Origin of the sequence: Methylophilus sp. 42 (assembly GCF_000384155.1) — a bacterium.
Classification (GTDB): domain Bacteria; phylum Pseudomonadota; class Gammaproteobacteria; order Burkholderiales; family Methylophilaceae; genus Methylophilus.
This window is the reverse complement of the sequence record NZ_KB913031.1, coordinates 1982464-1998299: the sequence shown is the minus strand read 5'-3', so window position 1 is coordinate 1998299 and position 15836 is coordinate 1982464. Positions and strand designations below refer to the sequence as shown.

The following is a 15836-nucleotide window of genomic DNA, read 5'->3' as shown; positions in this document are numbered from 1 at the left end:
TTTATCCGATTAGTAGGGTTTGATTCGGGTTGTTAATCAGGTATCCAACAAGCTCTGCTTCCGTAGCTGAATTAGTGGCATTAAACAGGTTGGTATTAGATAGCACGATGCGCACATCCTCCTCTGTTGTGTTATACGCGCCACCTGTGAAATTGCCGGTTGAGCTGATACGAATATGAGTTGAACTGCCTTGCATGACGATATCAATGTAATCAAGGATATTACCAGTCGATTCACCGATCAGCAGATCTCTCAGGTCAAGCTGATCTGTTTGTGTAAATGAGAAGTCAGTAATGGTATCTGTACTCTGAGAAATGTCTCCCGCAGTGCCAGCATCGTCTAATGACCACTTGAATACATCTGCACCAAGACCACCTTTCAGCGTATCACTGCCTTTGCCTCCGATGAGGATATCGTTACCAGCGCCGCCATCCAGGATGTTGTTAGCATCATTGCCTGTGAGAGTATTTGCGAGTGCATTGCCTGTGAGGTTGAGTTTGGTTAAGCCTGTGTCTGAGGCATTCAGATTCTCGAGGTTTGCACCTAAGGTGAGGGTAGTGAAAGTGGTCGGTTCAGTAAAGGTGCCACGCAATATGACTGTGTCAGTTCCGGAGCCTGCGAGAGCGGTTTCAGTGATGGTATCTTGCAGAGCGACCTTGAAGTTAGCTGGGGTTGTGCCTGTGCGGACGAGATCAACGATGTAGGTGTCATCACCATTCCCGCCGATGAGTTTGTCTACACCAGCGCCACCATCGAGGATGTTATTGCCAGCATTGCCGGTGATGATATTTGCCAGCGCATTGCCAGTGCCATTGATATGATCATTGCCGGTAAGCGTCAGGTTTTCGACAAAGTCAGTGAGTTCATAATCGACACTGGCTTTAACGAGGTCAATGCCTTCATTTGCAGCTTCAATCACTTCATCATCTTTATCGTCGACGATATAGGTATCGTTGCCTTTGCCACCGATGAGGGTGTCAATGCCACCTTTGCCATCAAGGATGTTGTTGCCTGCATTGCCTGTGATGATGTTTGCATCATCATTGCCGGTGCCATTGATGGCGGCAGTGCCTGTGAGTTCCAGGTTCTCTACATTGTCACCGAGCGTATAACTGACACTGGCTTTGACCAGGTCTGTGCCTTCATTAGAGTCTTCGGTCACGATATCAGCGATGTTATCGACGATGTATGTATCATCGCCATCGCCACCGATCATGGTATCGATCCCGGCGCCGCCGTTAAGGAGATCGTTACCAAAGCCACCTGTTAATGTATTTGCTGCATCATTCCCGGTCAGGACATTATTTGCATCGTTGCCAGTGAGGTTGAGTTTGCTAGACGAAGTCAGGCTTGCATCCAGGTTTTCTACGTTGGCCAGGCCAGCGCTAAGAGTAAGAGTCGTAGCCGTTGTGAGCTTAACGTTGCCTCTTAGTTGAATCGTGTCACTGCCGTCACCTGATGCATCTTCAATGATAATATCTTGTAATGCCGCTGTAGTGACTCCCGCGTGGATATTGGTAACAAGGTCCACAATGTATGTGTCACTAATGTTTCCGCCTACTAAGGTGTCTATGCCTGCACCACCATCAAAAATATGGGAGTAGTCATTGCCAATGATGTAGTTGGCCAAGTTGTTGCCGATAAGGTGGGAGAATGCGCCATAGGTGTTAGTTGCATCTAAATTCTCTACATTGAGTGGCATGAGGTATTTGTTCATGAGGCTATTATTGCCTGCTGCAGAGAGAATAATGCTATCTATACCAGCATTCAGGCTCTCTATAACAGTATCTTGTGTCACTGGTTTCGCGCTACTCGCAAATAAATAAGTCACCTCATAGATGTCATTGCCAGCCCCTCCAATCAGTGTGTCTGAGCCATCCCCGCCACCGCCTAACCGATTATTGCCTGCATTGCCCCTAATAGTATTGTTTAATTCGTTACCATAGCCATCAATGTTTTCTGTACCTGTTAACGTGAGATTCTCAACGTTGTAGTTCAGTGAAAAGCTGACCGATGACAAGACGATATCAATGCCGCCAGCGGCACCTGCAATCGTTTCAATGGCTTGGTCGTTAACATCATCAACAATGTAGGTATCGTTACCCGCGCCACCTTGCATGTCATCCCGGTTGCCACCACCATCTAAAATGTTGTTGCCGGCGTTACCGATCAACAAGTTGCTGCCATCGTTACCTGTTGCATTCAAATTGGCTTTGCCAAGCAGGGTGAGGTATTCAACATTGTCATAATTGGCAAGTGAAAGGCTAATGGATGAGAGAATGGTATCGATGCCTTCGTCTGCCAGAACATGATCGGTATTTTCCAACTCGACAATCACATCCTTAATATTATCTACGTAATAAGTATCCCAGCCCTTACCACCGATCATGGTGTCTGCGCCTGCGCCACCATTAAGGATATCGTTACCTAAACCACCTTCGAGTATATTAGCTGCGTTATTCCCAATCAGCGTATTGTCTTCGTCGTTGCCTTTGAGGGTTAGCTTAGTGGTGCCTGTGGCAGAGGCATCAAGGGTTTCAATATTGGTCCAAAGGTTAAGTGAGATATCAATAGCTGTGGCAAGATTAGTGGTGCCACGGAGCTTGACGGTATCGACTCCTTCAGTGCTGCCGTTGTCTTCAGTGATCGTGTCATCAAAGTCGATGTTGCCAGCTGAGACCTTGAGGTCGAGGATATAAGTGTCATTACCAGCGCCACCAATGAGGGTGTCAATGCCTTTACCGCCATCAAGGATGTTATCGGCATCGTTACCGGTGAGGATGTTGTCGAGTGAGTTGCCTGTGAGATTGAGCTTGATATCTTCTGTAGCAGAAACATCAAGGTTCTCAAGGTTAGCACCGAGGGTGAGGGTAGTGGCATTTTCCATGTCACTGTAATCTATGCTGCCAAGCGATCTGAGTTGCACTGTGTCAGTGCCTGCATTGGCTGCTTCGGTAATGGTATCTTGCAGGGCGACTTTGTAGCTTGCTGCATTCTTGCCTGTTTTAATCAGGTCAACGATGTAGGTATCATCGCCAGCGCCGCCGATGAGTTTATCTACACCGTCTTCACCGTCAATTATGTCATTACCAGCCGCCCCATCAAGCGTGTCATTACCAGTGCCACCTTGTAAATGATTGTCGGCACTATTGCCTGTGATTTTGTCATTACCGCTGCCACCAATGGCATTTTCAATCACGACATTGAAAGCAATTGCAATATTATCTTGTTGCACAGTTGCGTTGTTTGGGCCTACTTTAAAGGTTTGGCCTAGGCGGCTGAAAGCGCCTGCTTCAAGGTTAATCACTCCCCCGGTAGACGATGTGTACTTAATCGTGTCGTTTCCGCCGCCGTCCCAAATGGTTTCGTAATAATGTTGCGATGAGGAAAACTCATACACGGTATCATCGGCGTTATAGCTGTTGTTAGCACCGTATAAATGCTGTATTGCCAGAATGTCATACAGCATGGGGGTCGTTGGATAATATTCATTTAATCCATCATAACGAAGTCCGGGGCGATCTGAGTAGCTCATGACTGTATATTGAATATAGTCAATTTTGGCCGGTAACCCGATCTCCCCATCTTCTTCAGCAAAGGAATGGTCTAAGCCTAGTGCATGTCCGATTTCATGTAATCCAGCAAAATAGCTTATGGTACCTACTTCAAAGGTATTATCAGGAGAGGCTGATTGGTCATCGTTAAACCAGATATCCCCGCTCCTGGTGTAAGGGAAAATTGAAGAGTAGTCATATAAGGCAGCGTTAACCGTATAGGTATAAGCATAATACTCCGGTGACATCAATCCATCGCTAGTAAACCCAAAGCGGATATCACCTACAGTGGTAGGTGTTTCATCAACTTTAATAAAGTCCAGGTTGGCGACATTGGCCCAGGCATTTAGCGCTAGCGTGATACCATTTTGTTGACTGCTGGAGAATGGTGTCAGCGAGACGTAATCTGGCGTAGGGTCTGATATTGGGTCAAAAACTCCGTAGCCATTAATAAAGTCTTGAGACCAATATTCGTCGCTGCGAGAGAATGGAAAACTATAGTAAACCGTGGCCCCGCTGCCGATAGATCCACCCCATTTGTTACCTAGCAACAACACATTGATATAGGCGTTGCTTGAACTGGCGCTAGCATCAAAAATTGTAATATCACTAGTGGTATAAGGGGTAGGGACGGTCATAGTAGCTCTAATAACTCAATGAGGAGGGAACGCTGTTTTTAGGCATTCTCTCGTATTACAAGGTGGTTCAGTCTTTAGTCGATCAGTAGGTAATTGTTTTGAGTCAGATAGCCGATCAGTTGAGCGTCATTGCCTGCTGCCGTTTTTGTCGCAGTAAACAAGTTAATGTTAGATAAAACAATATGCGCATCTTCTTTAGTCGAGTCATAAGTACCGTCAGCAAATTCACCAGTTGAACTAATGCGAATATGCGTTGAACCATTCTCAAATACAATATCCAGGTAACTCTCTAGATTTGACGCGCCAGTCAGTATATCTCTCAGGTCTAGTTGATCCTTTTGAGCAATAGAAAAGTCTGTGATTGTGTCAGTGTTGTTAGAAATATCGCCTGGTGCCACCAAATCGCTTGTAGTCCATTTGAATACATCTGCACCCAAACCACCTGTTAAGGTGTCATTGCCCAATCCGCCAATCAGGGTGTCGTTACCAGCCCCACCATTCAGGGTGTCATTACCCATACCGCCATCGAGAATGTTGGCAGCAGCATTGCCAGTCAGCGTGTTGTCAAATTCATTTCCAGTCAGGTTGAGCTTGGTTGACTTGGTAGCAGACGCATCTATGTTCTCAACATGAGACCACGTAATAGCGGCGGAACCATCCAGTGATAGGGTTGTGGCCTCGGTGAGTGTGACTGAACCACGCAGCTTGATGGTATCAATGCCATCAGTTGTGCCATTAAATTCTTCTACTGTATCTTCAATCGAAAGAATTCCGGCTGTGGCTTTGAGGTCCAAAATGTAGATGTCATTACCTTCGCCGCCCTGCAGGGTATCTACCCCAGCGCCGCCATCAAGGATGTTATCTGCATCATTGCCTGTGAGAGTATTTGCGAGTGCATTGCCTGTAAGGTTGAGTTTGATAGATTCTGTGCCAGAAGCATCGAGTCTTTCAAGGTTCGCGCCCAGTGTCAATGTAGTTGCATTGTTCATGTTATACACTACGTCATCGAGCAGTCGTAGCTTCACAATGTCAGTCCCTGAGTCAACTGCCGCAGTTTCAGTAATGGTATCTTGCAACGCAACCTTGTAGTTAGCTAACGTTGAGCCTGTTTTAATGAGGTCAACGATGTAGATATCGTTGCCATTGCCGCCAATCAGTTTATCTACACCAGTGCCACCGTCGAGTATGTTGTTGCCGGCATTGCCAGTGATGGTATTTGCCAGCGCATTGCCAGTGCCATTGATATGATCATTGCCGGTAAGCGTCAGGTTTTCGACAAAGTCAGTGAGTTCATAATCGACACTTGCTTTAACGAGGTCAATGCCTTCATTTGCAGCTTCAATCACTTCATCATCTTCATCGTCGACGATATAGGTATCGTTGCCTTTGCCACCGATCATGATATCGCCACCAATACCACCATTAAGGATATTGTTGCTTGTATTACCTTTGATGAAGTTGTTCAGATCGTTACCGGTACCATTAATGGCGGAAGTTCCTGTCAGTTCAAGGAACTCGACATAGTTGCTCAGTGTATAGCTGACACTTGTCTTGACCCAGTCTATACCTTCATTGTCGTTCTCAATGACTTGGTCGGCTATATTGTCGACGATATAGATATCATTACCCTCACCACCGATCATGGTATCGATCCCGGCACCACCGTTAAGGATATCGTCGCCAGTACCACCGGTCAGGATGTTAGCTGCAGCATTCCCAATTAAAGTGTTGCCCAGGTTGTTGCCGGTCAAGTCGAGTTTGGTTGATCCAGTGGCTGAAGCGTCAAGGATCTCGATGTTAGCCCAGTCATTATCCAGAGTCAGTGTTGCAGCTGTCGCTAGAGTCCGCGGTGCCACGTAGTTTAACGGTATCGATACCTTCAGTTGTGCCATTGAGTTCGGTTACTGTGTCTTCAATCAAAATGCTTCCGGCTGAGGTCTTGATATCGATCACATAAGTATCATCACCAAGGCCACCGATGAGAGTATCTCAGCCACCAGCGGCCGCTCAGGATGATTAATTAGTATCCATTGCCAGTGAGAGTGTTGGCGAGTGCATTGCCTGTGAGGTTGAGTTTGGTTAAGCCTGTGTCTGAGGCATTCAGATTCTCGAGGTTTGCACCTAAGGTGAGGGTAGTGAAAGTGGTCGGTTCAGTAAAAGGTGCCACGCAATATGACTGTGTCAGTTCCGGAGCCTGCGAGAGCGGTTTCAGTGATGGTATCTTGCAGGAGCGACCTTGAAGTTAGCTGGGGTTGTGCCTGTGCGGACGAGATCAACGATGTAGGTGTCATCACCATTCCCGCCGATGAGTTTGTCTACACCAGCGCCACCATCGAGGATGTTATTGCCAGCATTGCCGGTGATGATATTTGCCAGCGCGCATTGCCAGTGCCATTGATATGATCATTGCCGGTAAGCGTCAGGTTTTCGACAAAGTCAGTGAGTTCATAATCGACACTGGCTTTAACGAGGTCAATGCCTTCATTTGCAGCTTCAATCACTTCATCATCTTTATCGTCGACGATATAGGTATCGTTGCCTTTGCCACCGATGAGGGTGTCAATGCCACCTTTGCCATCAAGGATGTTGTTGCCTGCATTGCCTGTGATGATGTTTGCATCATCATTGCCGGTGCCATTGATGGCGGCAGTGCCTGTGAGTTCCAGGTTCTCTACATTGTCACCGAGCGTATAACTGACACTGGCTTTGACCAGGTCTGTGCCTTCATTAGAGTCTTCGGTCACGATATCAGCGATATTATCGACGATGTAAGTATCATCGCCATCACCACCGATCATGGTGTCTGCGCCTGCACCACCGTTAAGGATATCGTCGCCAGTACCACCGGTCAGGATGTTAGCTGCAGCATTCCCAATTAAAGTGTTGCCCAGGTTGTTGCCGGTCAAGTCGAGTTTGGTTGATCCAGTGGCTGAAGCGTCAAGGATCTCGATGTTAGCCCAGTCATTATCCAGAGTCAGTGTTGCAGCTGTCGCTAGAGTCGCGGTGCCACGTAGTTTAACGGTATCGATACCTTCAGTTGTGCCATTGAGTTCGGTTACTGTGTCTTCAATCAAAATACTTCCGGCTGAGGTCTTGATATCGATCACATAAGTATCATCACCAAGGCCACCGATGAGAGTATCTACACCAGCGCCGCCATCAAGGATGTTATTAGTATCATTGCCAGTGAGAGTGTTGGCGAGTACATTGCCTGTGAGGTTGAGTTTGGTTAAGCCTGTGTCTGAGGCATTCAGATTCTCGAGGTTTGCACCTAAGGTGAGGGTAGTGAAAGTGGTCGGTTCAGTAAAGGTGCCACGCAATATGACTGTGTCAGTTCCGGAGCCTGCGAGAGCGGTTTCAGTGATGGTATCTTGCAGAGCGACCTTGAAGTTAGCTGGGGTTGTGCCTGTGCGGACGAGATCAACGATGTAGGTGTCATCACCATTCCCGCCGATGAGTTTGTCTACACCAGCGCCACCATCGAGGATGTTATTGCCAGCATTGCCGGTGATGGTGTTTGCCAGCGCATTACCAATTCCGTTAATGGCTGCGGTCCCACCGTTTGCTGAGCCATCAGTCAGAGTGAGGTTCTCAACGTTATCTGAGAGGGTATAACTGACACTTGCTTTAACGAGGTCAGTGCCTTCGTTGAAGTTCTCAATGATTTCATCATCTTCATCGTCGACGATATAAGTATCGTTGCCTTTGCCACCGATGAGCGTGTCCGCACCAGCGCCGCCATCGAGTGTGTCGTTACCCGCGCCGCTATATAAATTATCGGCTTCATCCCCACCTTGAATGTAATCATTGCCAGCTAGATTTGACTCTGAGTTAATATAGGAAAATAGATCTGAAAGAGATGAATGTCCGCTAGTTAACGATACGAACTGTGTCCAGCTAATCGAAAAGCCACTAGCCTTTAAGGTATGTTCTGAAGAGTCTATGAATGTGATTTCATTCAATGTTCCGCCAGAAATCTCACCGTTTGAATTAGTTGTTAAGCTGCCTTTTATAGAATACGAGTCGACTGAATTAGATGAGTAGATTAGAGAGGTTATTGTACCCGCTTTAAGTACTGCCCCATCTGCGCTGACCCCAAAGCTTCCCGAGATACTATAAGACTCCCCAGTAGTAAAGTTAGTATATTCAAATTTATTAATGGCGCCAGTAATAGAGCCATTATTGTAGTTTGCGGTTACGCCAGGACTTGAAAGTATAAAGTTCTCGTTACTGGATAGTGAGGTCAACGATATTGTTTTAATTGTAAGCAGGGGGGTGTCATCGATAAAGTGATTACCCGTAAGCGTATATTGGTAGCCCGTACTGTATTCAGTTCCAGAAGCGTATGTATTTGTTGCCTGCCAATCGCTAAAAGCCATGTATTCAATATCGACCACGGCAAATAACGTGTAATGCGTTTGGGCATTTGTTGATAGGGCACTGCTAAAGTTACTGAGTAGTATGGACTCCCATCCTGAATACTGGATATTCATTTTTTCTTTTCCCTGTTAGTTATTGTTGTTAAATATGGTTTATATATTTAACAAGAACCATGCTGCGACACTATGAATTTCTTGATAGAGCAAAATTATTTTTAAGCGACATAGACATATAATCTCATCACTATCAATATGCAATTGATAACAGAAATCAGTCGCCATACTTATTTCTGGATTTACATAATAGTTTTTATTTCTTGTATACCAGATGCTACAAGATTGGCAATCTAGCTCATCAATCTTTAGGTAGTAATAGATTTTGAGCTAGATTGCCTAATTTATTACTAATCAATCAATAGTGATTGATTAGTAATCATATGCTGAATTGCAAGCTCATATGTGCTCTGTCCAGTTGCCATTAATAAATTGGTATTGGATAAAATAATGCGAGTATCCTCTTCACCAGCGTTATAGCTGCCGCCAGTGAACTGACCAGTTGTACTAATGTGTAGCACAGTTGAAGAGCCCGCAGCCTCTACACTAATGTAGTCGAAGATGTTGCCTTCGGTCTCGCCTACGAGCAGATCTCTTAAATCCAGTTGGTCACCTTGAGTGACTGAGAAGTCAGTGATCGTATCTGTACTGTTGGAGATATTTCCAGCAGGGCCTAAGTCATCGGCACCCCACTTGAAAACATCAGCGCCTAGCCCCCCTTTCAGCGTATCACTGCCTTTGCCTCCGATGAGGATGTCGTTACCTGCGCCGCCATCGAGGATGTTGTTAGCATCATTGCCCATCAGGGTGTTGTTCAGAGCATTACCTGTGAGGTTGAGCTTTGTTGAACCTGTGAATGAGGCATCGAGGTTCTCAAGATTGGCACCGATGGTGAGAGTAGTAAAGGTGGTTGGTTCAGTAAAGGAGCCACGCAATATGACCGTGTCAGTACCAGAGCCTGCGACGGCGGTTTCAGTGATAGTGTCTTGCAGTGCCACTTTGTAGTTAGCAGGAGCCGTACCTGTACGTACGAGGTCGACGATGTAGGTATCATCGCCATTGCCACCGATGAGTTTGTCTACACCAGCACCACCGTCAAGGATATTATTGCCTGCATTGCCAGTGATGGTATTTGCGAGGGCATTACCGGTGCCATTCAGGGCGGCGGTGCCACCGTTTGCTGAGCCATCAGTCAGAGTGAGGTTCTCAACGTTGTCTGAGAGTGTATAACTGACACTTGCTTTAACGAGGTCAATGCCTTCATTTGCAGCTTCAATCACTTCATCATCTTCATCATCGACGATATAAGTATCGTTGCCTTTGCCACCGATGAGCGTGTCCGCACCAGCGCCGCCATCGAGGATGTTGTTACCAGCATTACCTGTGATGACGTTATCTAAACCATTGCCTGTGCCATTGATCGCAGCGGTGCCTGTCAGTTCCAGGTTCTCAATGTTTGCGCCCAGTGTATAACTGACGCTTGCTTTGACGAGGTCAGTGCCCTCATTCAAGTCTTCGGTCACGATATCAGCGATGTTATCGACGATGTAAGTATCATCACCATCGCCGCCGATCATGGAGTCAGCACCAGCACCACCGTTAAGGGTGTCGTCGCCTGTGCCGCCAGTCAGAATGTTGACAGCAGCGTTCCCGATCAGGGTATTGCCCAGGTTGTTGCCAGTGAGATTCAGTTTAGTTGAGCCTGTAGCAGAAGCATCAAGGATCTCGACGTTAGCCCAGTCATTATCCAGGGTGAGAGTTGCTGCTGTGGAGAGGGGAGCTGTACCACGTAGTTTAATGGTATCAATGCCATCAGTTGTGCCATTAAATTCTTCTACTGTATCTTCAATCGAAAGAATTCCGGCTGTGGCTTTGAGGTCCAAAATGTAGGTGTCATTACCTTCGCCACCCTGCAGGGTATCTACCCCAGCGCCGCCATCAAGGATGTTATCTGCATCATTGCCTGTGAGAGTATTTGCGAGTGCATTGCCAGTGAGGTTTAGTTTGATAGATTCTGTGCCAGAAGCATCGAATCTTTCAAGGTTCGCACCGAGGGTGAGGGTAGTTGCATTCGCCATGGTGCTGTAGTCAGTGCCACTGAGTAAGCGCAGTTGAACGGTATCACTGCCTGCATTGGCGGTTTCAGTGATGGTATCTTGCAGAGCGACCTTGAAGTTAGCTGGGGTTGTGCCTGTGCGGACGAGATCAACGATGTAGGTGTCATCACCATTCCCGCCGATGAGTTTGTCTACACCAGCGCCACCATCGAGGATGTTATTGCCAGCATTGCCAGTGATGATATTTGCCAGCGCATTGCCAGTGCCATTGATATGATCATTGCCGGTAAGCGTCAGGTTTTCGACAAAGTCAGTGAGTTCATAATCGACACTGGCTTTAACGAGGTCAGTGCCTTCATTTGCAGCTTCAATGACTTCATCATCTTCATCATCGACGATATAGGTATCGTTGCCTTTGCCACCACGTAAGGAGTCAATGCCACCTTTGCCATCGAGGATGTTGTTGCCTGCATTGCCTGTAATGATGTTTGCATCATCGTTGCCGGTGCCATTGATGGCAGCGGCGCCAGTCAGTTCCAGGTCTTCAATGTTTGCGCCCAGCGTATAACTGACACTGGCTTTGACCAGGTCTGTGCCTTCATTAGAGTCTTCGGTCACGATATCAGCGATGTTATCGACAATGTATGTATCATTGCCCGCCCCACCGATCATAGTATCGATTCCGGCGCCGCCGTTAAGGGTGTCATCGCCAGTACCCCCGGTCAGGATGTTCGCGGCGGCATTACCGATCAGTGTGTTGCCCAGGTTGTTACCTGTGAGGTTGAGCTTGGTTGAGCCTGTAGCAGAAGCATCAAGGATCTCGATGTTGGCCCAGTCATTATCCAGGGTGAGAGTTGCTGCTGTGGCAAGCGTAGCTGAACCACGCAGCTTGATGGTATCAATGCCATCAGTTGTGCCATTAAATTCTTCTACTGCATCTTCAATCGAAAGAATTCCGGCTGTGGCTTTGAGGTCCAAAATGTAGGTGTCATTACCTTCGCCACCCTGCAGGGTATCTACCCCAGCGCCGCCATCAAGGATGTTATCTGCATCATTGCCTGTGAGAGTATTTGCGAGTGCATTGCCAGTGAGGTTGAGTTTGGTTAAGCCTGTTGCAGAAGCATCAAGGTTCTCGAGGTTAGCGCCCAAGGTGAGAGTGGTTGCGTTAATGTGATCAAAGTTACCACGTAACTTGACGGTGTCATTGCCGGCATTGGCAGCTTCAGTGATGGTGTCTTGCAGTGCGACCCTGTATGCAGCGGCATTGGTACCGGTCTGAATGAGGTCGACGATGTAGATATCATCACCCGCCCCACCGATGAGTTTGTCTACGCCATCGCCACCATCGAGGATGTTATTGCCGGCATTGCCAGTGATGGTATTTGCCAGCGCATTGCCAGTGCCATTGATATGATCATTGCCGGTAAGCGTCAGGTTTTCGACAAAGTCAGTGAGTTCATAATCGACACTTGCTTTAACGAGGTCAGTACCCCCGTTTGCAGCTTCAATGACTTCATCATCTTCATCATCGACGATATAGGTATCGTTACCTTTGCCACCTTCCATACTGTCAGCACCTGCACCGCCATCCAGAACGTTGTTACCAGCATTCCCTGTGATGACGTTATCTAAACCATTACCGGTGCCATTGATGGCAGCGGCGCCAGTCAGTTCCAGGTCCTCAATGTTTGCGCCCAGCGTGTAACTGACGCTGGCTTTGACCAGGTCAGTGCCTTCGTTAGAGTCTTCGGTCACGATATCAGCGATGTTATCGACGATGTATGTATCATTGCCCGCCCCACCGATCATAGTATCGATTCCGGCGCCGCCGTTAAGGGTGTCGTCGCCAGTACCCCCGGTCAGGATGTTCGCGGCGGCATTGCCGATCAGTGTGTTGCCCAGGTTGTTGCCTGTGAGATTGAGCTTGGTTGAGCCTGTAGCAGAAGCATCAAGGATTTCAATGTTAGCCCAGTCATTGTCTAGGGTGAGAGTTGCTGCTGTGGCAAGCGTAGCTGTGCCACGTAGTTTGATGGTATCGATCCCTTCGTTATTGCCGTCGAGTTCTGTGATAGAGTCATCAAACACGATGTTGCCAGCAGAGACCTTGAGGTCAAGCATATAGGTATCATCACCGAGACCACCGATAAGAGTATCTACACCAGCGCCGCCATCAAGGATATTGTTAGCATCATTGCCTGTGAGGGTGTTGGCGAGTGCGTTACCTGTGAGGTTGAGCTTGGTAGAGCCTGTGTCTGAGGCATTCAGATTCTCGAGGTTCGCGCCGAGGGTGAGGGTAGTTGCATTGGCCATGGTGCTGAAGTCTGTGCCACTGAGTAAGCGCAGTTGCACGGTATCACTGCCTGCATTGGTGGCTTCAGTGATGGTATCTTGCAGAGCGACCTTGAAGTTAGCTGGGGTTGTGCCTGTACGAACGAGGTCAACGATGTAGGTATCATCACCAGCGCCACCGATGAGTTTGTCTACGCCTGCGCCACCATCAAGAGTGTTGTTTTGGCTATCACCTATAATTGTGTCATTACCTGTTAAGTATGAGCTACTCAATAAGAAGCTGCTTAATGTTGAGAAGTCTGTACTGGAACCGGCACCTTGCAGTATTGATTGCAGGTCTGCAGCATCAATCAGTGCATTGCTGATACTGAAGCTTTTGCCATCTGGAGAGGTATAACTGATTGAGCTAATTGTTCCGCTGGTAATTACCTCGTTGGAATCAATGTTAAGTGTTCCAGTTAGCGTCAGCTTTCCACTTGATGGATTAACTGTTGCGGACGTAATTGTGCCGCCATTAATGGAGTTATTAAATGTGGGCGAGTATGTAAATGAGCCCTTGATAATATAGTCAGTTACAGCAGCATCAGAATGTGTAAGCGAGCTAAACGTACCGCCATTAATAACGTAACCCCAGACTGTGTTCGATATATTGATGCTTCCGTTGAACTCATATTTTTCACCAGAGTCCGTGAGTTTTACGTAAGTAGCTCTAGGCGAACTACCTAAAAAGTTACTTCCTTTTACAGAAATATCATAGCTGCCCCAACTTCCGTAGCCTGTGCTATTACTACCATCATAAAAGTAAATTGACTGGGATGCTAAGCTTGTCAGTGTGTTATCAGTGTCTTTAACTGAATCTGTGATGTCGCCAAAGCTATTAGAAAAGTCTTGTAAGTTAATAGACTGCCATTGGTTAAATTGCACCTGCATTATTGTTTTTCCCTGTTTGTTTTTTTGCATGACAATACAGGGATTTACAATTAATCACAATAGTCCGTTTGTCTTGTTTTATTAAACTGTTATATTGCGCATAAAGAGTTGATTAGGTAAGTTTAAATGCTAGAAAAGTTATTAGCCGCCGTGGCGAGCTGGATTATCGCTGTCATTGCCAATATGGGCTATGGTGGCATCGTGTTACTAATGGCGATTGAGTCTGCCTGTATCCCATTACCTTCAGAAATTATCATGCCATTTGCCGGTTTTCTGGTCAGCAAGGGTGATCTGACTTTGTGGGGCATAGCCCTGGCCGGTGCTGTAGGCTGTGTGGTCGGATCAATCCCGGCGTATTACGTGGGCTTGTACGGTGGCCGTCCATTAGCGGAAAAATATGGCAAGTATGTGTTGATCAGCAAGAAAGACCTTGATATGGCTGACCGTTGGTTTGAGAGTCATGGCGAGATCATTATTTTCATCGCGCGCTTGCTGCCTGCGGTGCGTACATTTATCGCTTTCCCGGCGGGTGTGGCACGTATGAATATGACGCGCTTTGTGCTTTACACCTTTGTGGGGTCATTGATCTGGTGTTTTGTGCTTGGTTATGTTGGCATGAAAACAGGCGAGCATTGGGAGGACTTGAAAGTCTATTTCCATGAGTCACATTACGTGATTGCTGCCTTGGGCGTGGTGTTCTTGGCCTGGTATGTGCGCAGGCATTTCAAAAACGAGGCAGCGTAATCAGTCAGTTTCAAACAGTCACAAAAGTTCTGTGGGAATTAGAACTGGACACCTTGGTGTTGTAGGTAACTACGTGTGAAAAAGTAAAAAGGCCGTTAACCGGCCTTTTTATTTAAGCAGCGCACCAACATGATTGTCTGCGTCATCTACTACGCGACACCATGCCAGTACTTGCAGCTTTTAGGCGAGCATAGTTTCTGCCTCTGAGCTGTCAGCCTGATCATCATCCGCAACGGCTACAAGCGCTAACAGGCTGAGGTCTGCATGCACAGTCACATGCATTGGGGTCGAAGGGTCTACAGTGGCGTTGGCAGCCACACTTGCCAACATGAGTGCACTGCAAGCGAATACCTTTGATAATACAGATTTCATCCATCACCCCACTGAATTGATATTGAAATAAGACTCTATCAAAGCTAGGCAAGAGATTTAAATAGCTCTTTAAGGCCAACGATTTAACAATTTAAATGGTGTACCCAGGTGAGCGGCGTCTTGTGGGTTGGTATTTGAACAATCACAGAGCGCACTCACTTCCAAGTGACCACTTGCGACAAGGCTCTACGCGTTTTCGCTTTCGGCTCGTGTTTACGGTAACCAAAGGCGACCATATAAGCCAAACCATACTCTTGCAAATTAACGCCGAATTGCTCTGCCAGCAGGGCGTCAGTTTCTTTTTGTTTAAAGCCTTCAATCGGGCATGAGTCTATGCCGCGCATGGCAGCCACCGTCATCATATTTGCCAATGGCAAATAGCATTGTTTGCTGGCCCAGTCGAACAGTTTTCGTTCATCCGTGAGGTCAAAGTCTGATTGCTGGAACTGCTTGTAAAAGCCCAGGCGCATATTGGCGATGTCTTCCGGGTGGTGCTGCACGTCACGCATAAATTGTGGCAGGTAAGGGCTATCTGCATCCAGGAACGGTGATTTCATCGCCAGACACAACACAAAATGGCTCGCCGTATCCAGCTTGAGCGGTGCGCCCCAGGCATGCTGCTTGAGGCTTTCGCGCAGTGCCTTGTCTTGCACCACGATAAAATGCCAGGGTTCAAAACCGAATGAGCTGGGTGAGAGACGGGCGGCTTCCAGAATCAACTCAAATTCTGCGGCGGGAATCTGTTTGCTGGCATCAAACTCCTTACAGGCATGGCGGAAGTTAAACGCGTCCAAAATAGCTTGTTTTTCTATCATCATG

Annotated in this window: 8 protein-coding genes; 1 reads left to right on the top strand and 7 read right to left on the bottom strand. The window is 47.2% G+C overall.

Features of this window, described 5'->3' with window-relative positions:
- Nucleotide 1: 1 nt before the first annotated feature.
- From MET42_RS15025 to MET42_RS14400, 5 genes are all read right to left on the bottom strand, one after another.
- On the bottom strand, nucleotides 2–4192 hold the full coding sequence (locus MET42_RS15025; RefSeq protein WP_019882720.1) for a type I secretion C-terminal target domain-containing protein: 4191 nt from the start codon (nucleotides 4190–4192) through the stop codon (nucleotides 2–4).
- 74 nt (nucleotides 4193–4266) lie between these two features.
- The gene (locus MET42_RS15020; protein WP_019882719.1) at nucleotides 4267–6084 is read right to left on the bottom strand and encodes a type I secretion C-terminal target domain-containing protein; all 1818 of its coding nucleotides are present in this window, start codon (nucleotides 6082–6084) and stop codon (nucleotides 4267–4269) included.
- 316 nt (nucleotides 6085–6400) lie between these two features.
- On the bottom strand, nucleotides 6401–6532 hold the full coding sequence (locus MET42_RS15055; RefSeq protein ID WP_369751686.1) for a hypothetical protein: 132 nt from the start codon (nucleotides 6530–6532) through the stop codon (nucleotides 6401–6403).
- Nucleotides 6508–8154, bottom strand: coding sequence for a calcium-binding protein (locus tag MET42_RS14465; protein ID WP_019882718.1), 1647 nt, complete (start codon nucleotides 8152–8154; stop codon nucleotides 6508–6510). Before MET42_RS14465 ends, MET42_RS15055 begins: the two co-directional genes overlap by 25 nt.
- Before the next feature lie 821 nt (nucleotides 8155–8975).
- Nucleotides 8976–13244, bottom strand: a complete 4269-nt coding sequence (locus MET42_RS14400; RefSeq protein WP_198290093.1) for a calcium-binding protein — start codon at nucleotides 13242–13244, stop codon at nucleotides 8976–8978.
- Between the two features lie 783 nt (nucleotides 13245–14027).
- Between MET42_RS14400 and MET42_RS0109570 the strand changes: the two genes are divergently transcribed.
- The gene (locus MET42_RS0109570; RefSeq protein ID WP_019882716.1) at nucleotides 14028–14645 is read left to right on the top strand and encodes a DedA family protein; all 618 of its coding nucleotides are present in this window, start codon (nucleotides 14028–14030) and stop codon (nucleotides 14643–14645) included.
- Between the two features lie 180 nt (nucleotides 14646–14825).
- Here MET42_RS0109570 and MET42_RS14395 read toward each other — a convergent pair whose 3' ends face one another.
- Nucleotides 14826–15017, bottom strand: coding sequence for a hypothetical protein (locus MET42_RS14395; RefSeq protein WP_033425681.1), 192 nt, complete (start codon nucleotides 15015–15017; stop codon nucleotides 14826–14828).
- A 155-nt stretch (nucleotides 15018–15172) separates the two neighbouring features.
- Nucleotides 15173–15835 (bottom strand): NAD(P)H-dependent oxidoreductase, encoded by a 663-nt coding sequence (locus tag MET42_RS0109560; protein ID WP_232411451.1) that lies wholly within the window; start codon nucleotides 15833–15835, stop codon nucleotides 15173–15175.
- Nucleotide 15836 lies beyond the last annotated feature (1 nt).